19 protein-coding genes are annotated in these 19,306 nt (G+C 64.6%); 18 read left to right on the top strand and 1 reads right to left on the bottom strand.

Annotated features, from left to right (window positions below):
* Positions 1 to 8 precede the first annotated feature (8 nt).
* The 3 genes from scpB to EII42_RS02750 are packed head-to-tail and all read left to right on the top strand — an operon-like array spanning position 9 to position 2,315.
* Positions 9 to 569, top strand: coding sequence for an SMC-Scp complex subunit ScpB (gene scpB / locus EII42_RS02760; RefSeq protein WP_233558253.1), 561 nt, complete (start codon positions 9 to 11; stop codon positions 567 to 569).
* Complete coding sequence (locus EII42_RS02755) at positions 556 to 1,287, top strand: pseudouridine synthase (protein WP_125170584.1); 732 nt, start codon at positions 556 to 558, stop codon at positions 1,285 to 1,287. Before scpB ends, EII42_RS02755 begins: the two co-directional genes overlap by 14 nt.
* A gap of 20 nt (positions 1,288 to 1,307) precedes the next feature.
* Complete coding sequence (locus EII42_RS02750; protein WP_158676373.1) at positions 1,308 to 2,315, top strand: FKBP-type peptidyl-prolyl cis-trans isomerase; 1,008 nt, start codon at positions 1,308 to 1,310, stop codon at positions 2,313 to 2,315.
* On the opposite strand, the gene gluQRS is transcribed toward EII42_RS02750, so the two are convergent.
* Positions 2,285 to 3,163: a tRNA glutamyl-Q(34) synthetase GluQRS gene (gene gluQRS / locus EII42_RS02745; protein WP_125170582.1), complete on the bottom strand. Its 879-nt coding sequence runs from the start codon at positions 3,161 to 3,163 to the stop codon at positions 2,285 to 2,287. The two genes, EII42_RS02750 and gluQRS, sit on opposite strands and share 31 nt — an antisense overlap.
* Positions 3,164 to 3,234: 71 nt before the next feature.
* Here gluQRS and EII42_RS02740 point away from each other — a divergent pair, with 71 nt between their 5' ends.
* The 15 genes from EII42_RS02740 (at position 3,235) to EII42_RS02670 (ending at position 19,275) form a co-directional block, all read left to right on the top strand.
* The gene (locus EII42_RS02740) at positions 3,235 to 4,152 is read left to right on the top strand and encodes a YafY family protein (protein ID WP_158676372.1); all 918 of its coding nucleotides are present in this window, start codon (positions 3,235 to 3,237) and stop codon (positions 4,150 to 4,152) included.
* The gene (locus EII42_RS02735) at positions 4,149 to 5,060 is read left to right on the top strand and encodes a YafY family protein (RefSeq protein ID WP_125170580.1); all 912 of its coding nucleotides are present in this window, start codon (positions 4,149 to 4,151) and stop codon (positions 5,058 to 5,060) included. Before EII42_RS02740 ends, EII42_RS02735 begins: the two co-directional genes overlap by 4 nt.
* A 61-nt stretch (positions 5,061 to 5,121) precedes the next feature.
* Positions 5,122 to 5,349 (top strand): twin-arginine translocase TatA/TatE family subunit, encoded by a 228-nt coding sequence (gene tatA / locus EII42_RS02730; protein ID WP_125170579.1) that lies wholly within the window; start codon positions 5,122 to 5,124, stop codon positions 5,347 to 5,349.
* Between the two features lie 11 nt (positions 5,350 to 5,360).
* Entirely contained in the window at positions 5,361 to 6,230 is an 870-nt protein-coding gene (tatC, locus tag EII42_RS02725) for a twin-arginine translocase subunit TatC (RefSeq protein ID WP_125170578.1), read from the top strand.
* Positions 6,227 to 7,138, top strand: a complete 912-nt coding sequence (locus EII42_RS02720; RefSeq protein WP_125170577.1) for a diacylglycerol kinase family protein — start codon at positions 6,227 to 6,229, stop codon at positions 7,136 to 7,138. The genes tatC and EII42_RS02720 overlap by 4 nt, the downstream gene beginning before the upstream one ends.
* Positions 7,135 to 9,861: an RNA helicase gene (locus tag EII42_RS02715; protein ID WP_125170576.1), complete on the top strand. Its 2,727-nt coding sequence runs from the start codon at positions 7,135 to 7,137 to the stop codon at positions 9,859 to 9,861. The genes EII42_RS02720 and EII42_RS02715 overlap by 4 nt, the downstream gene beginning before the upstream one ends.
* Before the next feature lie 46 nt (positions 9,862 to 9,907).
* A complete protein-coding gene (gene hisF, locus EII42_RS02710; RefSeq protein WP_125170575.1) occupies positions 9,908 to 10,669 on the top strand; it encodes an imidazole glycerol phosphate synthase subunit HisF in 762 nt (253 codons plus the stop codon).
* Positions 10,670 to 10,683: 14 nt separating this feature from the next.
* The gene (locus tag EII42_RS02705; protein WP_125170574.1) at positions 10,684 to 11,076 is read left to right on the top strand and encodes an HIT family protein; all 393 of its coding nucleotides are present in this window, start codon (positions 10,684 to 10,686) and stop codon (positions 11,074 to 11,076) included.
* A 181-nt stretch (positions 11,077 to 11,257) separates the two neighbouring features.
* Entirely contained in the window at positions 11,258 to 13,000 is a 1,743-nt protein-coding gene (locus EII42_RS02700; protein ID WP_125170573.1) for an acetolactate synthase large subunit, read from the top strand.
* Positions 12,997 to 13,506 (top strand): acetolactate synthase small subunit, encoded by a 510-nt coding sequence (gene ilvN / locus EII42_RS02695; RefSeq protein ID WP_125170572.1) that lies wholly within the window; start codon positions 12,997 to 12,999, stop codon positions 13,504 to 13,506. Before EII42_RS02700 ends, ilvN begins: the two co-directional genes overlap by 4 nt.
* Positions 13,507 to 13,516: 10 nt before the next feature.
* The gene (gene ilvC, locus EII42_RS02690; RefSeq protein ID WP_125170571.1) at positions 13,517 to 14,542 is read left to right on the top strand and encodes a ketol-acid reductoisomerase; all 1,026 of its coding nucleotides are present in this window, start codon (positions 13,517 to 13,519) and stop codon (positions 14,540 to 14,542) included.
* A gap of 89 nt (positions 14,543 to 14,631) precedes the next feature.
* A complete protein-coding gene (locus EII42_RS02685; protein WP_125170570.1) occupies positions 14,632 to 15,264 on the top strand; it encodes a hypothetical protein in 633 nt (210 codons plus the stop codon).
* Complete coding sequence (locus EII42_RS02680) at positions 15,261 to 17,129, top strand: hypothetical protein (protein ID WP_125170569.1); 1,869 nt, start codon at positions 15,261 to 15,263, stop codon at positions 17,127 to 17,129. The genes EII42_RS02685 and EII42_RS02680 overlap by 4 nt, the downstream gene beginning before the upstream one ends.
* Before the next feature lie 74 nt (positions 17,130 to 17,203).
* Positions 17,204 to 17,722, top strand: a complete 519-nt coding sequence (locus tag EII42_RS02675) for an NfeD family protein (protein ID WP_125170568.1) — start codon at positions 17,204 to 17,206, stop codon at positions 17,720 to 17,722.
* Positions 17,723 to 17,760: 38 nt separating this feature from the next.
* Positions 17,761 to 19,275, top strand: a complete 1,515-nt coding sequence (locus EII42_RS02670) for a flotillin family protein (protein ID WP_199729778.1) — start codon at positions 17,761 to 17,763, stop codon at positions 19,273 to 19,275.
* The last annotated feature ends 31 nt before the right edge of the window (positions 19,276 to 19,306 follow it).

The raw sequence follows: 19,306 nt of genomic DNA, 5'->3' as shown, positions 1-19,306 counted from the left end.
GGAGCTTGGTGAGAATCGTGGAAGCCATGGCGCTGTTGGCCACGGAGCCGCTCAAGGCCGACGAGATGGCGGGCAGCCTGGGGCAGCCGGTGGCCGCTGTTGAGCGCGCCTTCCAGCAGGTGGCCGACTTCTACACGCAGAACGACAGGGGAATCCGTTTGGTCTTCGTGGCCGGAGGCTGGCGTTTCGCGACGGCGGATGACCTGGTGGAGGACATCGCGCGTTGCCTCGTCGCAGAGCAGTCCGCAAAGCTCAGCCAGGCAGCGTTGGAGACCCTGGCGGTGATCGCCTACCTGCAGCCGGTTTCACGCTCCCGGATCGCTGGCGTGCGGGGTGTCAACGTTGACGGGGTGGTCCGGACACTCGTGGTCCGGGGGCTGATCAGGGAGGTGGGACGCGATGCGACGACCGGGGCGATCACGTTCGGGACCACCGAGCTGTTCCTGGAGAAACTCGGCCTGGCGTCGCTCCAGGATTTGCCGGACTTGGCGCCGCTCCTGCCCGATGCCGTAGCTTTGGAGGCAGAACTGGCTCAACTCTCGAAGGAAGATGATCGTGATCGAGGCTGAAGGCATCCGCATCCAGAAGGTGCTGGCGCAGGCGGGCATCGCCTCGCGGCGGGCGAGCGAGGAACTGATCATGGAGGGCCGAGTGGAAGTCAACGGCAAGCTGGCCGTTCTCGGCCAGCGGGTCGATCCGGAGAGAGACAGGATTCGGGTTGATGGCTCACGCATTCCTGCGCCGCGCAAGCACACCTACCTGGTGCTCAACAAGCCGCGCGGGGTGGTGTCGACGATGGAGGATCCGGAGGGGCGGCGCACGCTGGCGGACTTCGTGCCGCCGCGCAGCGGCAGGCTGTTCCACGTCGGGCGCCTCGACACGCAGACGGAGGGGCTGATCATCCTCACCAACGACGGGGAATTCGCCAACCGGTTGGCTCACCCGCGATACGAGGTGAAGAAGACCTATCTTGTCGAAGCGGCCGGCGTCGTCGAACCGAAGACGCTTCAGCGGCTGGAGAAGGGCGTCAAGCTCGACGACGGCCCGGTACGTCCCGACCGGGTGAAGCTGGTGGCGCAAACCGAGACGCGCTCGATGCTCAGGGTGACGTTGCATGAGGGGCGGAACCGGGTGGTGCGCCGCATGATGGAGGCGGTGGGGCATCCGGTGGACCGCCTGTCGCGGATCGCTATTGGGCCGATCCGGCTTGGCCAGCTCGCGCCGGGTGAGGTGCGTGAGGTGACGAGTGAGGAACTCGGCAAGCTGCTGGACATCGTTGGGATGTGAGTTCGGGTAGCATTCAACCCGTGTCAATTTCCAAGTCCATTCGCATTGCCCTCGCCGCGGCTACCACGGCGGCCCTGCTGAGCGCGTGCTCCTCCACCACCGAAACCCCATCGCCTGAGCCCTCTACGGAGCAGAGTGTCAGCGAATCTCCTGCGGCCAGCGACTCCGCTTCGCCTGAGCCCTCCGCCAGCCCGAGTGTGTCGGTTGAGCCTTCGACCGACCTGGGCGCGATCACGGTCACGGACACTGACAAGCCGGAGGTGCAGTTCGCGGCTCCTTGGGCAATCAGCAGCACCACGACGAAGGTGCTGCGGCCCTCGGCGAACCCTCAGCACCTTACGCAGGACTCCGTCGTCAAGCTCAACTACGTGGGGGTGAACGGTACCACGGGCGAGATCTTCGACACCTCCTATGATTCGAGCCCCAAGGTGTTCCCGCTGTCTAACGTTGTTCCGGGGTTCCGCCTCGGTCTCGACAAGCAGGCGGTGGGGTCGCGGGTGCTGATCGGCATGCCTGCGAGCGACGGGTATCCGCAGGGTAACCAGTCCGGCAGTATCAAGCCGGGCGACTCGCTGCTCTTTGTTGTGGACATCATTTCGGCCAACTTCGAGGGTGCCATGGGGGAGGAGCAGCCCCCGGTGGAAGGGATGCCACAGGTTAGCGTCGGCACCGATGGTCCGAGCGTTAGCCTTGACACCGCCAAACAGCCGCCCGAACAGCTGCAGGTCGCTCCGCTGATCAAGGGCTCCGGCCAACCGGTCACGGCTGAGAGCCTGCTCCAGGTGAAGTATCGATCCTGGGTGTGGTCCAGCGGGGAGCAGTTTGAGGATTCCTGGGCTCCGCAGAGCGGGCGGCTGAGTGGGCTCATCGAAGGCTGGAAGCAGGGCTTGGTCGGGCAGACCGCCGGCTCTCGCGTACTGCTGGTGGTTCCCCCGGCGCTGGCCTACCCGGAAGGCAGGTCGACATCGCCCGCTCTGCAACCGGGGCAGACTCTCGTCTACGTGATCGATATCCTCGACGTCCAGTAGGAGTAGTCAGCCGGCATAGCGGCCAGGGCCTCCGTGAGATTCCGCGCAGACCCCAGGCCGAGGGATTCGACCAGCCAGCTGAACACCACCTGAGGGCCGCCCGCCTCGTCAAGCGTGACGCCACCGTTTCGCTTGGCGAGGCGTTTGCCGTCCGAGCCCATGACGAGGCTGACGTGCGCGTAGCTGGCGCAGGTGCCGCCCAACTGTTCGGTGAGCCAGGCTTGTCTAGGCGCGCTGCTCAGGAGGTCGTCGCCGCGGGTGATGTGGGTGACGCCCATCGCGATATCGTCCACGACGACCGCCAGGTTGTAGGCGGGTGTGCCATCGTTGCGGAGGAGCACGAAATCATCGACCACGCTGGTCACCTCGCCCGCGAAGCGGTCGGTGATGCTCTGCGTGGCCGCGTCGGCTCGGACCCGCAGCGCGGCAGGCCGCTCGGCCCGTCGTCTCGCGAGTTGGGTTCGTGTGAGCCGCAGGCAGGTCCCGGGGTAGGGGCGGTAGCCGTCCTCTGCGTGCGGTGCGCTGCTGGCCAGCGCTAGGTCACGCCGGGTGCAGAAACACTCGAAGACACGGTCCCCCAAGGCGGCCACGGCGTCGCGATAGGCGTCGTGGCGCTCCGACTGGCGCATGACCTCGCCATCCCAGTCGAGACCCAGCCTGGCCAGGTCGGACAACTGCCGTTGCTCGGCTCCGTGCGCGGCCCGCACACGAGCCACGTCGAGATCCTCGACACGCATCCGCCAACTGCCACCTGAGTGCCGGGCCAGCAACCAGCCCGCTAGCGCGGTGCGCAGGTTTCCCAGATGCAGATCCGAGGTGGGTGAGGGCGCGTAGCGGTCAACATGCATGCCTCCAAGCGTAGAGCGCCGCTCCCTAGCCGATGGTCCTGCCGGTAGGCTTTGGGCTGCGAGGAGGAACCATGGCCAAAGCTACTTCGGAGCGGGTGATGAACCTGCTGATCGCGCTGCTCACCACGCGCCGCTACCTGAGCAAGCAGGAGCTGCGGGAGATGGTGGCAGGTTACCGGGAATCGAAGAGTTTCGACCGGACGTTCGAACGGGACAAGGCCGCGCTGAGGGACCTCGGGATCGAGATCGCCACGGGCGCCAACGACCCGGACTCGGGCGAGGAATATGGCTACCGAGTGTTCCGCAGCAAGGCCGAGCTGCCCAAAGTCAGTTTCACCCGTGACGAGTTGATCGCCCTCGGACTCGCCGGCCACGTCTGGCAGAGTTCCGTGGTCGCGGAGTCGACGATGTGGGCGCTGCAGCGGTTGAAAGCAGCGGGAGCTGAGCCGGACACCGGCCGATTGAGTTCGCTCGCCGCAAAGATTCCTGCAGAAGAACCCGATTTCGCCACGGTACATCGGGCGCTCTTCGCCCGCCAGGAGGTGGTCTTCCACTACGAGGGCGCCCGGCGCAGGCTGCACCCCTGGCGGCTGGTGCAGCGGCGAGGCCTGTGGCTCGTGCACGGCTTCGACCCGGACAGGAACGCTGAGCGCAGTTTCAAGTTGGTGCGGATGAGCGAGGCTCGACTGATGGGCCCCGAACGGGCCTACGAGGTGCCTAGCGAGTTCGGCGACATTGACCCAGAACCGCTGGTGTCGGCGGTGGTGGCTGTGCGGAACTGGCCCGGGCTCACAGCCGGGGCCAGCCCGGTGCAGTGGTCCTGCCCGCTGCCCGAGGGATACGTGGCTTATGAGGTGAGTAGGCCGTACCAGGATCTGATCGTTGCGGATGTGTGCGTCGCCGGCCCGGAAGCGTTTGTACTGGCCCCGGAGGGGATCAGGCAGGCAACCGTGGATAGGCTGACGCGGATCGCGGAGGGCGCGCGATGAGCGAGCTACGTCGGTTGGTGGATTTGGTGCCGTACCTTGCCGCACGTCCGGTGGTTGCGGTGGAGAAGGCAGCGGCTGATTTCGGGGTGCAGCCCAAACGCATTCTGCATGACCTGGAGATCCTGCAGTTCGTCGGCCTACCGGGCTATCTGCCCGGAGACCTATTCGAGGTGGATCTCGACGGCGCTCGGGCGGACGGCTATATCATGGCCCGGAATGTGGACGCGCTGGCCCGACCTCTGCGGCTCAACCCGGACCAGGTGGTGAGCCTGTCGGTGGCGTTGAAGCTGATCGTCGAGATGGGAGCTGGGCATGCGGCGGCGAGCGCGTTAGAGAAACTGGAACAGCTGAGCATACGGGCGACATCGAGCGTTGCCGTCACGGTCGAGGCGGGTGCCCCCGACATCCGCACGGCCTTGGCCGCCGCCGTTGCCAAGCGACTCGTCGTGACGATCGAATACGGTGAGGTTGGCAGCGAGCGGCGGGCCGTCGTCGAGCCACACCGGCTCCGCACCGATTCGGGCTTCGCCTACCTGGACGCCTGGAGCAGAGAGCGCGACGATTGGCGCACCTTCCGCCTCGATCGCGTGCACAGCGCGGAGCAGTCCGATGAGACTTTCGATGTGCGTCCGCTGCCCGACACGCTCGACACCTGGTTCGCTGACGTGTCACGGGAGCTGACCCTCGAAGTCACCGAGAGCGGCAGGTGGTGCGCGGACTACCATCCGACGAGCGCGGTCCATGAGCTGGGGGATCGTTGGCGGATCACCTTCCCCTTGGCCAATCAGGAGTGGGCGGTTTCGTTGCTGCTTCGGCTTGGCGAGCATGTGCTCAGCGTCTCCGACCCGGATATCGAGCACGCGGCTCGGGAAAGGGCCCGAGCCGCTCTCGCCAACTACGGCAGCTGAGCCAGAATTGGCTTTGACGCTGTCGTGACTAGACTTACGGCAAACGAAAGGTGGATTACACATGTCAGTCCTGGTTATTGGCGGTCTCGGATGGCAGGAACTCCTGATCATCCTTGCCGTCGTCCTGCTTCTGTTCGGGGGCTCCCGTTTGGCGGGCATCGGCAAAGGCGTCGGCCGCTCGATCCGGGAGTTCAAGGAAGAAGTGAAGTCCGACCCGAAGGAGCTGCCTGAGGCGGAGGCGGCTGAGTCCAGCGACGTGCGTGCCGAGGAAAACCAAAGGGAGCAGTAGCCTTGGCGAAGTTGAGATCAGTTGACGGTTCCCGCTCGTCCGGGCGCCTCGGCTGGTTGAAACCCCCGAAGGGTGGCCCGGACGGCACGATGTCGTTGCTGGACCACCTGCGCGAGTTGCGCTACCGGGTGTTTGTCTCCCTCGTGGTCATCGTCTCCGTGGCGATCGGGTCCGCGTTCTTCTACGAGAACCTGGTCCGGTTCATCACGGATCCGTACGACCAGGCGAAGCGCGAGGTGATGGAGGCGACAGCCGGCAAGGCGAACATCGCGCTGACCAACCTGGGCGTCACTTCCCCCTTCACGCTGGCGGTGATCGCGTGTGCGCTGGCGGGGCTCGTGCTGGCGAGCCCATTTTGGCTCTACCAGGTGTGGGCGTTCTTTGCTCCAGCATTGTTCAAGAACGAGAAGCGCTATGTTCTGACTTTTGTGGGCACAGCAACTCCGCTCTTCCTGGTGGGCTGCTACCTGGGATACGTGGTGTGGCCACGTGGCGTGTCGTTGATGCTGAGCTTCACCCCGCCGAACCTGGACATCGTGAACCTGCTGGAGATGGTGGATTTCCTGCAGAAACAGGTGATGATCATGCTCGTGTTCGGGGTTTCATTCACGATTCCCGTGCTGGTCGTGATGCTGAACCTGGCCGGTCTGGTTCGAGGACACCACCTGGGCAGATACCGAAAGTTCGTGGTGCTGGGCTCGACCATCTTTGCCGCGGTTGTCACACCCACTGTGGACCCCTTCTCGATGCTGGCTCTCACACTGCCTGTTGTCGTGTTGTTCTTCATAGCGGAGATCATCTGCCGAATGATTGACCGAAAACGCGGGATCACGAAGGCTTCCGCGGCCGAATTCTCCCCAAAGCTGGATGAGGAAGAGTGAACGAACTAGCGAAACCTCGGCTGCTAACTCTGGTGGTAAACCCTCGTTCAGGAGGCGGACGAGCAGGCCGAATGCTGCGCAGGGTGGTCGAGCTCTTGAAGCTCAAGCTGCCGACGTCGGAGGTGCTTGTGGTCGAGTCCGTCAGCTGGGAGGACGCCCGGGAGCTGATCAGGGCCGCGGCCAACTCGGCGCGTCCCGGAGACATCGTCGCCGTGATGGGCGGCGACGGCATGGCCCACCTGGGCGTGAACGGCTGCGCCCACACGGAGGCGACGCTGGCCGTGATCCCGGCGGGGACGGGAAACGACTTCGCGCGTGCGTTGGGGATCGGCAGCGTGGAGTCCTCGCTGGACGCGATCGTCGAGGGACGCAAGCGCCTGCTCGACCTCACCCGGGCCAGCAACCTGTCGGTGGGCGAGCGGCACGTCGGAGCGGTTGTGAGTTGCGGCTACGACGCCCGGGTGAACCGGGCCACCAACAACATCCGGCTGAGGCTAGGCGCACTGAGCTACGGCTTCATTGCGCTGCGCGAACTGGCTAACTTCTCACCGCTCAGCTACCGGGTTTGCGTTGACGGTGAGAGCCGTGAGTTCGAAGCAATGCTGATGGCGATCTGCAACACGGGAATCTATGGCGGTGGGATGAACATTGCGCCTGACGCCGATCCGGGCGACGGCCTGCTCGATATCACGCTCATCCATCCCGTTGGCCGAGCGACGGTGCTGCGGTTGTTGCCCAGCCTTTACTCGGGGAAGTTTGTCAGCCACCCCGCGGTGGAACGCATCCAGGCGCGGGCCGTCGAACTCGACGGGGAGGGTCTGTTCCTGATGGGGGATGGGGAGGAGCTGGGGCCGGTACCCGCGCGAATCGCCGTTGACCCCGGAGCGTTGCGGGTGTTGGTCGGATGAGTCTGCTCACTGAGTTCGCCAGCGGGTATTCGTTTCCATTGGATGACTACCAGCTGGATGGCTGCCGAGCGCTTCTGGAGGGATCGGGCGTTCTGGTCGCCGCGCCCACGGGCGCCGGTAAGACCGTCGTGGGCGAGTTCGGCGTCTTCCTTGCGGTAGCCAACTCGCGCAAATGCTTCTACACCACCCCGATCAAGGCCCTCTCCAACCAGAAGTACCATGACCTCGTGGAGCGCTACGGGCCGGATCGGGTTGGGCTGCTGACTGGAGACCAGTCGATCAACTCCGAGGCGCAGATCGTCGTGATGACCACGGAAGTGCTGCGCAACATGATCTACGCAGCCTCACCCACGCTCAACCATCTCGGCTATGTGGTGTTGGACGAGGTGCACTATCTGGCGGATCGCTTCCGAGGCGCGGTCTGGGAAGAAGTGATCTTGGGGCTCGCGGAGTCGGTACAGATCGTTGCGCTCTCCGCCACCGTGAGCAACGTCGAGGACTTCGGGGCCTGGCTCGACGAGGTGCGTGGAAGCGTGGTGACCGTCGTCAGCGAACGCAGGCCCGTGCCCTTGTACCAGCACGTGCTGGTTGGTCGTAGGCTCGTGGACCTGTTCGAGGGCGTGGCGCCCACTGCGCTGGATTCGCCCACGAATCGGGCCGCAAAGGTGAACCGGGAGTTGCTGCGCGTGGCGCGCAGCGAGTCGATGCGGGTACGCGACGATGCGCGCCGTCCGCGCGGCCGAAGCGGCCGCGGTAAGTCTGGGGGTAGCCAGTACGGTGGCGACACCCACCCCCGGTTCGCCAAGTACCGCACCAGCCGATCCGACGTGGCCCGCACCCTGCGGCAGGCGCAGTTGCTGCCCGCCATCTACTTCATCTTCTCCCGAGCAGGCTGCGATGCGGCGGTGGAGCAGGTGCTGGGTTCAGGCATCGTGCTCACCAGCCCTCAGGAGGCACGCCTGTTGGGCTCGATCGCCGATCAGCACGCCGCAGCTCTCGAGCCGAACGATCTCGAAGCTTTGGGCTACGAGGATTTCCGGCTGGCACTGGTCAACGGGGTGGCAGCGCATCACGCCGGCCAGATCCCGGCGTTCAAGGCGATCGTGGAGGAAGGCTTCCGCACAGGAGCGCTGAAAGTGGTCTTCGCCACCGAGACGCTCGCTCTTGGCATCAACATGCCGGCCAGAACGGTGGCCCTGGAGAAGCTGTCGAAATACAACGGCGAGGCACACGTCGACATAACGGCGGGGGAATACACCCAGCTGACCGGCCGGGCCGGGCGCCGCGGCATCGATGTCGAGGGTCACGCGGTGGTGCTGTGGCAACCGGGCATGGACCCGCGTGCCGTCGCGGGCCTCGCCTCGCGACGGACGTACCCCCTGAAGTCGAGCTTCGCCCCCACGTACAACATGGCCGTGAACCTGATCGCGACGATGGGCCGAGTCCGGGCCCGCGACCTGCTGGATCAGTCCTTCTCGCAGTACCTCTCAGACAAGACCGTCGTGCAAGCCACCCGCAAGGAGCAGCGGGTGCGGCGCGACGTTCAGGAGCTGATGGGGCAGATCAGCTGCCACTTGGGTGACTTCATGGGCTACGCTCGACTGCGAGAGGAACTGTCCCAACTCGAATCCACGTCCGCGAAACATCGCCGCGCGGAGCGCCTAGCCAGCACCGCCGATTCTCTCGCCAGTCTGATGATGGGCGATGTTATCTGGGTGCCGCGCACAGGTTGGTGCGTGGTGCTGCGCACCGGGCGCAGGCAGGCAAAGGACGCGCAGCCGTGGGTGCAGACGCTGGCCGTTGACCACAGCGTCGCGAAGCTGGAGCCCGAGGATTTCGGTGTACCGGTTGCTGTTGGAGGACGCATTCGAGTGCCTCGGCAGTTTCGACTTCGAGAACGTTCCGATCGGCGTTCGCTGATCGCGGCGCTCGCAGCGAAAATTGACACGCTGGACGAGCCGCAGATCGCCGACGTTCCCACGGACGTCAGCCACGCGGAGCGAATCGCGCAACTGCGTCAGGAGATTCGCTCCCACGATTGCCATGCCTGCGAGGAGAGGGAAGTGCATGCGGTGGCCGCAGCGCGGGTGCTTCGCCTGGAACGAGAGGCGCGCGCGTCCCAGGCCTCTGCCCTGGGCCGGGCCAACTCGCTGGGCGTCCAGTTCGACCGGGTTTGCGCAGTGCTTGAGGAACTGGGTTACCTCGCAGGGGAGGAACTCACTGAAGCAGGCAACAAGTTGCGACGCATCTACAACGAGCTCGACCTGGTGGCGGCCGAGGCCATCCGTCGGGGGGTTTTCCTCGGGTTGGATGCGCCACAACTGGGCGCCGTGTTGAGTTCCCTGGTGTACGAATCCCGTCCGCTGAGAGGCGCGCTGCCTCGGATGCCGGATCGGGCAAGTGAACGGGCCCAATCGGAACTGCGCACGGTGTGGCGGGAAGTCGGCGTCGTCGAACGCCGCCACGCCCGGGATCGCGGGCGCGACCTGGACATCGGGTTCGCTGAGGGCATTTGGCGCTGGGCCAGCGGGCAGGATCTGGAGAAGACGCTGCGCCACGCCCCGCTCGCTCCGGGTGACTTCGTGCGTTGGGTTCGCCAGGTGATTGACCTAGCCAGCCAGGTCGGGCAGGCCGCAGGGCCGGGCGACCTGAGGCGCACCTGCCGAACGCTTGTCGACTCGCTGCGCCGCGGTGTTGTGGCGGCCGACATGGCAGAGGAATGACGGACCGACCTGCGAGTTGGCGGCACTCGGCGCTAACTTGGGAGGTATGAGCGTTGCTGTGCGTGTGATTCCGTGCCTGGACGTCGACGACGGTCGAGTGGTGAAGGGCGTCAACTTCGAGAACCTGCGCGACGCCGGGGACCCGGTCGAGCTGGCGGCAAAGTACTCAGCGGAGGGTGCAGATGAGCTCGTTTTTCTGGACATATCTGCCTCGGCGCAGGAGCGCGAGACCACTCGCGACATGGTTTCGCGCTGCGCGGAGCAGGTCTTCATTCCGCTCACTGTGGGCGGGGGAGTACGCAGCGTCGAGGATGTGAACCTGCTGCTGCGCGCGGGTGCGGACAAGGCGGGTATCAACACCGGCGCGATTGAGCGCCCCGGCGTGATCGACGAGATTCGCGGCCGGTTCGGCCGACAGGTGCTGGTGCTCTCGGTGGATGCTCGGCGAGACGAGGCCATGCCCTCCGGGTTCGGGGTCACCACCCACGGCGGTCGGCGCTCCGCCGGGTTGGACGCACTGGCGTGGGTGCGCGAGGCAACCCGGCGGGGCGTTGGGGAGATCCTGCTGAACTCGATGGACGCCGACGGCACCACGTCGGGTTTCGACCTTGAGCTGATTCGCGCGGTTCGGGCGGTCACTCCGTTGCCCTTGATTGCCTCGGGTGGGGCCGGGAAGGTCCAGCATTTCGTTGACGCTGCGGCGGCGGGTGCCGATGCGTTGCTCGCCGCCAGCGTCTTCCACTACGGCAAGTTCACCATCCACGAGGTGAAAGACGGACTCAGGGCGAGCGGAATCACCGTCCGCTGAACTAATGTGCTGGCATGGAGTGCCTGTTTTGCCGGATTATTGCGGGGTCGGTTCCGTCGTATCGCGTCTACGAGGACCCCGCCGCCTTCGCCTTCCTCGATATCGCTCCGTGGCAAGTGGGGCATGCGCTCGTCGTGCCCAAACGGCACAGCGTTGACGTGCTCGACGACGACCGGGTGTTGGGAGAGATCGCGCCCGCAATCGCTCGCGTCGGTCGGCTGCTGAAGGAGAGGCTTGGCGCCACCGCGGTGAACGTGGTGAGCAACGCTGGAGCCGATGCCGGTCAGGAGGTGTTTCACACGCACGTGCACGTCGTTCCTCGTTACGCGTCCAGCCCGGGGCTGGGCCTGCTCCGGGGCCGCGTTGCTGAGGGCGTGGAACTGACCTGGAAGAGAATCGTCGACTGAGCGTCCACAATGTGAACGGGGGTTGACACCTCTGCCCCCGTGCGAAAGGGTTGGGGTGTGTTTAACCGCCACCTCGTAATTCTTTGACAGCGCTTCGCTCAGCATCGATCGAAGCGCTCCCTCGTGTGCCTACAGGCCTCGGGGGTTTTTTATTGAGGTGGCCCAACCGGAAGGGAATGCTATGGCCAAGCAGGACGGTGAGCTTCTCACGGGCGCCGAAGCCCTTGTCGAGTCGCTGGAGCGCGTCGGCGTCGAGGTAGCTTTCGGTATTCCTGGTGGCGCGATCCTCCCCGCCTACGATCCGCTGTTCGACTCGCCGATCAGGCACATTCTCTGTCGCCACGAGCAGGGCGCCGGACACGCTGCAGAGGGGTATGCGCTGATCACCGGAAAAGTGGGCGTTTGTATCGCCACCTCCGGCCCGGGAGCCACCAACCTCGTCACCCCGATAGCCAACGCCTACATGGATTCTACGCCCATCGTGGCGATCACGGGCCAGGTGAACTCCACGGCGATCGGCACGGACGCGTTCCAGGAGGCCGACATCCGTGGTATCACGATGCCCATCACCAAGCACAGTTTCCTGATCAAGGACACCCGAGACATCCCGCTCGCCATCAAAGAGGCATTCCACATCGCGGGCACCGGACGCAAGGGCCCGGTCCTCGTCGACATCGCGAAGGACGCGCTTGCCGGCAAGGCACCTTTCAACTGGCCTGAGGAGCTAGAGCTGCCCGGATACCGCCCGACGATCGAGCCGCACGTGCGTCAGATTCGTGCTGCCGCACAGCTGATCGCGGACTCGCGCAAGCCGGTGTTGTACGTCGGCGGCGGGGTTACTGCGGCGCGGGCGCACAAGGAGTTGGCAGAGTTGGCTGAGCTCAGCCGCATCCCCGTCGTCACCACGCTCATGGCTAGGGGCGCCTTCCCCGACAGCCACGAACTGCACATGGGGATGCCCGGAATGCACGGCACCGTCGCGGCGGTCGGCGCCTTGCAGAAGGCGGATCTGCTGATCGCGTTGGGAACCCGATTCGACGATCGGGTCACCGGGCTGTTGAGCAGCTTCGCCACCCAGGCAAAGGTGATCCATTGCGACATCGACCCTGCGGAGGTGGGTAAGAACGTCGCGGTTGACGTGCCGATCGTCGGCGACGTCCGGCTGACTCTCCAGGGCTTGGTAGAGGCCATGAAAAAGCATCAGCAGCCGGACACCTCGGCCTGGGTTGATCTGCTCCAGGCGATGAACGAGCGTTACGGCCTATACTGGGATGAGGCGCCGGACGGAAAACTCAGCCCGCAAGAGGTGATCCAGCGCATCGGGCAGTTGGCCCCGTCGGACACGATCTTCGTCACTGGGGTGGGACAGCACCAGATGTGGTCCACGCACTTCCTGCCGCACAACACCCCGAACTCGTTCCTGACCTCGGGTGGCGCGGGAACCATGGGCTACTGCGTCCCGGCCGCGATGGGGGCCAAAGTTGCGAGCCCGGAGCGCATGGTGTGGGGCATCGACGGCGACGGCTGCTTCCAGATGACCAATCAGGAGCTGGTCACCTGCGCGGTGGAAAACATCCCGGTGAAGATCGCGGTGATCAACAATAACGTCCTGGGCATGGTCCGTCAGTGGCAGAGCCTCTTCTACGGAGGCCGTTATTCCAACACCAGCCTCTCCTCGGAATCCTGGCCCAACATACCGCTGCTCGCCGAGGCCATGGGCTGCGTTGCTTTCCGGGCGACGAACGAAGAGGAGATGGAAGACGTGCTCTCGAAAGCGATGCAGATCAACGACCGCCCAGTGGTCGTGGAGTTCGTGGTGCACAAGGATGCCATGGTGTGGCCGATGGTGCCCGCAGGAGTCAGCAACGATGAGATCAAGGTGGCGCGTGACATGGCGCCGGAGTGGGAAGAGGAAGTGCTGTGACCGCGTACACGCTTAGCATCCTGGTTTCTAACAAGCCCGGCGTGTTGACCCGAATCTCCGCGCTGTTCTCCCGACGGGGATTCAACATCGAATCCCTGGCCGTTGGCCAGACGGAGCGGCCGGAGATCTCCCGGATGACCGTCGTGGCGAATGTCGCCGACGAGGCTACGCTGGAGCAGATCGTCAAGCAGCTGAACAAGCTGATCGAGGTGCGCAAGGTGTTGGAACTCAGTTCCAATGCGGTGCATCGCCAGATGATTCTGGTGAAGGTGCGAGCCGATGTCGCCAGCCGTAGCCAGATCATTGACGTGGTCGGCCTGTTCCGGGGCAAGGCGGTCGACGTTTCCAACGAGTCGATCACCATCGAGGCTACGGGCAGCACCGAGAAGCTTGAAGCATTGCTGAATATGCTTGCCCCACACGGCATCCAGGAACTGGTCCAGTCCGGGCACGTCGCGCTCGGCCGCGGCACCAAGTCCCTCACCGTCAGACCCAACAACAGGTAAGGAAACAAACATGGCAGAGATGTTCTACGACGACGACGCTGACCTCTCGATCATCCAGGGACGACACGTCGCAGTCATCGGCTATGGCTCGCAGGGCCATGCGCATGCGCTCAGCCTGCGCGACTCGGGGGTTGACGTTCGTATCGGCCTGCGTCCCGGGTCGAAGTCTGCGGCCAAGGCGGAGGCTGAGGGCCTTCGGGTGCTGCCGGTTGCGGAGGCCGTGGAAGAAGCGGATCTCATCATGATCCTCGCACCCGACCAGGTGCAGCGCAAGCTGTACGCGGAGGAGATCGCCGACCATCTGGTGCCCGGCGACGCGCTGTTCTTTGCGCACGGTTTCAACATCCGGTTCGGCTACATCACGCCGCCCGAGGGCGTGGATGTGTGCATGGTCGCGCCGAAGGGCCCAGGCCACCTGGTGCGTCGCGAGTACGTTGACGGCCGCGGGGTGCCCGCCATTGTTGCGGTGGAGAAGGACGCGACCGGCAATGCTTGGCCGCTCGTGCTGTCCTACGCGAAGGCGATTGGTGCGCTGCGTGCGGGCGGGATCAAGACCACCTTCACGGAGGAGACGGAGACCGACTTGTTCGGCGAGCAGGCCGTGCTCTGCGGTGGCGCCTCCGCGCTGGTGCAGGCCGGGTTCGAGACCCTCGTGGAGGCGGGGTATCAGCCGGAGGTGGCCTATTTCGAGTGCTTGCACGAGCTGAAGCTCATCGTCGATCTCATGATCGAGGGCGGGATCTCGAAGCAGCGCTGGTCGATCTCCGACACCGCCGAGTACGGCGATTACGTGTCCGGGCCGCGAGTCATCGACGCTCGGGTCAAGGAGAACATGAAAGTGGTCCTGGCCGATATCCAGTCCGGTGCGTTTGCGAAGCGCTTCATCGATGACCAGGACGCCGGGGCGCCGGAGTTCAAGCGGCTGCGCGCCGAGGGGGAGAATCACCCCATCGAAGCCACTGGCCGTGAGCTGCGCAAGCTCTTCTCCTGGATGAAAGCCAGCGACGACTACACGGAAGGCAACGCCTCCCGCTGATCAGCATCCACTGGGGGGTCGGAGAAACTCGCGGGTTTTTCCGACCCTTTTTGCCAGCCAATGACCCCGAGACGAAATAGGGTGTGCTCGTGACAACTTCTCCTGAACCCCTTCACCCCGCAGTTGCCAAGCTGCTTGAGCAGGCGCGAGCGTTGGAAGAGCGCGCTGCCGCCCGTCTGGATCCCGCCCGCCGTGCTCGCCGCGACGGCCTGAGCGTTGACGTTTCTCCGGTTGGGGGTCTGCTGGCCCTCCGGGTTGAGGAACGTACCTTGACGCCTGTGCACGACTGGGGCGTGACGTTCCAGCATCTGTTCGACGCTGCGGTTGACGGCGGATCCTCAGAATATGAGGTGGCGGAGCTGCCCTTCGATCCGCAGCACCTGGGCTCTTTCGCCTCCCAGCCGCTACCGCCGGGCGTCGACATGAACGCGTCGCCGGAGGTCGCGATGCAGCAGTTCGCCGACGCCGTCGCGCGGCTGCGCCCGCCCAGCGAGGACACGGCAAAGCAGCTGGCCCGATTGGAGGGGATTGGGCTGAGTGACAGCGAGGTCCGGGTGGCTCTCGACGCCGATGAACGGCTGCTGTCGGTTTTCGTTCCCACCGCGTTGGTCCACGAGCCGGTGGAAGTCATCAACGCCAGTCTCGCCGAGGCCGTGGCACGGGCAAAAGCAGATCTGGCGCAGCAAGTCACCGAACTAGAGAGAGCAGAGGGCCTCCGATGAGTGAGATCGGCTTCAGCCCGTCAGAGATCAACGGAGTCGCACAACGGATCACGGCAGCCAGCGCCACGTTGGGCGGGATTCAGCGACCGAACAGCCCTAAGCCGGAGTCCTTCGGCAAGGTACTGGCGGCTGCCGGGGCGCACGCCTTCCCGTACACCACCGACGGTGTGCGCGCCTACCTGGACAGCTCGCAGCAGGCTACCCAACAGATGGCGCAGTCCCTTCAGCTGACCGCCCGCGCCTACCAGGAGATGGAGGAAGCGGCCGAGCAGATCGCGCGCTCGATCTTCGGTGGCGGCGGCGCGAGCGCCCCCAAGGTGGGCTCGGTGCAGATGCCGAGGAGAGATTCCTGGGGTCGAGCTCGCGACGTGCTGGAGCAAGGGGCTGGCCAGGGCGGTGATGCGAGTGCCACCGGGCCGCATACCGCGTTCGCCCAGCTGCGATGGCTGGTCACCAAGCCTAACTTCAAGTCGGTGCTGATGATCAGCCTCGCACAGCTGTTCAGCTACGTGGCTGAGCAGTTCGGCGCTTTTGATGAGCCCCTGGACCAGCTTTCGGGCGATCCTGGCGACGTACAGCAGTTGCAGCAGGCGATGACCGCCGTCGCGCAGGGCTTGATCCAGCACGCGGAACAGGTGGCAGCGGCCAAGGGAACGTCGCCCAACTGGTTCGGCCCGGCCTCTGACGCCTTCTACGTCTACGCAGACTTCGAGCACGACTGCATGCAGGCGGCGGCCAAGGTGGCGGAGCTGATCGGTTCGCGCTCCGTCCTGATCGCGGGAACCACCGGCGAGGCTCGCCGGGCCGCCATCACCGTCGTGATGCGCGCGGTGTATGCGGTGATCGAGCTGGCTTTCAGCAAGTGGTGGAAGCTGCTCGTTGCCATCGGCGTGGCGGTGCTGTCGTGGATCCTGCCGATCGACGCGCGGAAAGCCCTGAACTGGTTCCTCTCCAAGGTGGACACCACCGTCGCAGGCGCCCTGCGCGAGATCGCGGCCCTGTTGCAAAAGGTGGCGAACTCGGGTGCGGCCCAACTGGGCGAGGTGCGCTGGCTGGGGGAGGCCTTCACCAGGGCGGCGGCGATCATCAAGGATGGCAAGGATCCGGGCGCTGAGCAGGGACTTGATCGCGGGTCGTTCGGCGAGTCGATGATGGGTACCGAGCACAAGACGCGTGACGGCGAACTGATCAAGCTCATGGCGAATGATCCGGAAGGGGCCGGATACGAACAAGTGGGCGAGGACGAGGCTCGCTCGCTGGGGGTCACCCCGCAGATGCTGCGCAACGACGAAAACGGTTTCGCCGCCAAGATCTTCAAGCGAATGGGAGCGGACGGCAAGCCCGAGTACGTCGTCGTCTTCGAGGGAACCGATTTCGGCGATCCCCAGCAGCGGGACATGATGAAGGAAAACCTGCCTGGTGGGATCGGCGTCGGGCCGCAGACTCGCATGGCGATCGAGTTGGCGGAGGCGCTGGATCGGAGTCCGCACAGCAGCAACATCATCTATGCGGGGCATTCGCTCGGCGGGCGCTTGGCGTCGGTTGCGGCGTTGACCAGCGGCAATCCTGCAGTCACCGCCAACTCCGCTGGTGTGAGCGACGCGACGATCAACTACATTGCGCAGTCCAACGGGACCAGTTATGAACAGCTCCGTTCCTCGGCGGACCAGGGGCTGATTCGCTCCTATCGAACTTCTGACGATGTGCTCACCTTCTTGCAGGAGGAATATTTCCTGACGAGGGATGCGATGCCGGACGGGCTCGGAACGCGCTTCGAGTTGGGAGGTGACGGCAAGCCATCGGCCGAGGGGCATGGCTCGATCAACGTCAGGGAGCAGTACGACAAGAGCTACGGCGGCAGGTGAGCCGTGGTTGCGTCGGGGCCCTTCTGTTTGACCTCCTGACCCGATAAACTGGAGGGGACGGAAAGGGCTTTGACGTGACTTTGTTTCTAATTGTTGGCGTTATCGGGCTTGTTGCTGCGGCACTGACTCTGATCTTCGGTGAGGCGGTCGAAGCTGCCTTCAATGTGGATTTTCTGGCGGGCGACTCCTTCTCTTTGGCCAGCATGGCTGCTTTCCTCGGGGCCTTTGGGTTCGGTGGTGTCATTTCCCTCAGTCTTGTCCCCAGCACGAGCGTTGCGGTTGTTGTTGGCTTGGCTCTGGGGATGATTGCCGCGTGGGGCGCAATCTCGCTGACCCGCTGGCTCAAGCGCTCTGAGTCGCTGACGACAATGCGTTCGGAGGCTTTGGTCGGGTCAGTGGCCCGGGTGATCACAGCGATCCCAAGCGGTGGGTATGGGGAAGTCCTGATCACTCTCGCCGGCGAGTCACACAAAAGGTCGGCCCGTGCGGATCGAGAGCTGCCCGCAGGTACCGAGGTTTGGGTGATGAGCATTCTCTCTCCAACCGCCGTGGAGGTAGCCTCGACCCGTACTGACGTCATCAGCAACAGTTGAAATTATTTCATCGCTAAAGTATACAGAAAGGAATAGGCGTGCCGGAATTCCCTCCAATCGTTCTTGGCATTGGCGGCGTTTTGCTGCTGATAGTCCTGGTCGTCTGGCTCATTGCTAGCCGCTACAAAGTGGCGCGTCCCAACGAGGCGTACATCATCACGGGTTCCAAGGGTAAGGCGGTGACCAATCCCGAGACGGGACTGGTCTCTACTGACCTTTCGGGTCAGAAGGTGGTCATGGGCGGCGGCGTGTTCGTCATCCCGTTCATTCAGCGCCTGCATGTTCTCGACCTTTCCTCGAGGCGCATCATGGTCACGATCCGCAATGCAGTTTCCGGCCAGGGTATCAAGCTCAACGTCGACGGTGTCGCGATCGTTAAGGTGGGCGGCAACGAGGACTCCATCCGAGCTGCGGCGCAGCGCTTCCTGATGCAGCAGGAAGAGGTCGAGACGTTCACGCAGGAAACCCTGGCGGGTTCGCTGCGCTCCATTGTCGGTTCGCTCACCGTGGAGCAGATCATCCGTGATCGTGCGGCGTTTGCCCAGCGCGTCGCCGACGAGTCGGAAGCATCGCTGACCGGTCAGGGACTGGTGCTCGACACCTTCCAAATCCAGGACATCACCGACGACGGAACCTACCTTTCGGACCTTGGCCGTCCGGAGTCGGCCCGCGTGGGTCAGCTCGCCGCCGTCGCTGAGGCGGAAGCCCGTAGGGAGGCAGAGCAGGCGCGCATCGCGGCATCGCAGGAGATCGCCATCGCCGAGCGGGCCCTGGTGCTGAAGGAAGCCGAGATTCAGGCAGAGACTGACGCGGCGCGTGCTCAGGCCGCAGCTTCCGGCCCGCTGGCCCAGGCTGACCGTGATCAGGCCATTCTGCTGGAGCAGGAGAAGGTGGCCGTCCGGCAGGCCGCGCTGAAGGAGCGTCAGCTGGACACCGAGGTTCGCAAGCCGGCAGACGCGAAGCGCTACGAGATCGAGACGGAGGCACAGGCGCGTCGCCAGGCCGCGATCTACGAGGCGGAGGCCCGCAAGGCGGCGGCGATTGCCGAGGCCCAGGCAGACGCCGAACGGCAGCGGCTCTCCGGTGAGGGTGAGCAGTCTCGCCGCGAGGCGCTCGCCAATGCGCACGCCTTCGAAGGCGCCAAGCGCGGTGAGGCGGAGAAGTCACGTCGTGTTGCTGAAGCGGAGGCGACTCGTGCCGAGGGCGAGGCCAAGGCTGCCGCTATCGCGGCCATCGGTGCGGCAGAGGCTGAGGCGATGGACAAGCGCGCGGACGCGTTCTCGCGTTACAACGAGGCAGCTGTGCTCCAGATGCTCGTCGAGGTGCTACCCCAGGTCGCGGAGAAGGTGGCCGCTCCGATCAGCGCCATCGACAAGCTGACTGTCGTCTCAAGCGACGGCGTGTCGAGCCTGCCGCGTACCGTTAATGACAACGTGCTGCAGACCGTGGAAATGATGAAGAACACCACCGGCATCGATCTGCTCGACGTGCTGCGCAAGCGCACCGCAAAGGCTGGAGGGACCATCGTTGCGGAGGACTCAGAACAGGGTTGAGCGCCCGGCTTGATTGATTCTGGGGTGGGAG

This window comes from Tessaracoccus sp. OH4464_COT-324 (assembly GCF_003932855.1).
In the GTDB taxonomy this organism is placed as follows: Bacteria; Actinomycetota; Actinomycetes; order Propionibacteriales; family Propionibacteriaceae; genus Arachnia.
The sequence above is the reverse complement of the archived record's forward strand: the minus strand, read 5'-3'. Positions and strand labels throughout refer to the sequence as shown.

Bases quoted from the DNA above. Each gene is read 5' to 3' on its own strand.
- EII42_RS02735 (WP_125170580.1), top strand. From the start codon at position 4,149: ATGAGCGAGCTACGTCGGTTGGTGGATTTGGTGCCGTACCTTGCCGCA.
- hisF (WP_125170575.1), top strand. From the start codon at position 9,908: ATGAGCGTTGCTGTGCGTGTGATTCCGTGCCTGGACGTCGACGACGGT.
- tatA (WP_125170579.1), top strand. From the start codon at position 5,122: ATGTCAGTCCTGGTTATTGGCGGTCTCGGATGGCAGGAACTCCTGATC.
- gluQRS (WP_125170582.1), bottom strand. From the start codon at position 3,163: ATGCATGTTGACCGCTACGCGCCCTCACCCACCTCGGATCTGCATCTG.
- EII42_RS02700 (WP_125170573.1), top strand. From the start codon at position 11,258: ATGGCCAAGCAGGACGGTGAGCTTCTCACGGGCGCCGAAGCCCTTGTC.
- EII42_RS02680 (WP_125170569.1), top strand. From the start codon at position 15,261: ATGAGTGAGATCGGCTTCAGCCCGTCAGAGATCAACGGAGTCGCACAA.
- EII42_RS02715 (WP_125170576.1), top strand. From the start codon at position 7,135: ATGAGTCTGCTCACTGAGTTCGCCAGCGGGTATTCGTTTCCATTGGAT.
- EII42_RS02740 (WP_158676372.1), top strand. From the start codon at position 3,235: ATGGCCAAAGCTACTTCGGAGCGGGTGATGAACCTGCTGATCGCGCTG.
- ilvC (WP_125170571.1), top strand. From the start codon at position 13,517: ATGGCAGAGATGTTCTACGACGACGACGCTGACCTCTCGATCATCCAG.
- EII42_RS02705 (WP_125170574.1), top strand. From the start codon at position 10,684: ATGGAGTGCCTGTTTTGCCGGATTATTGCGGGGTCGGTTCCGTCGTAT.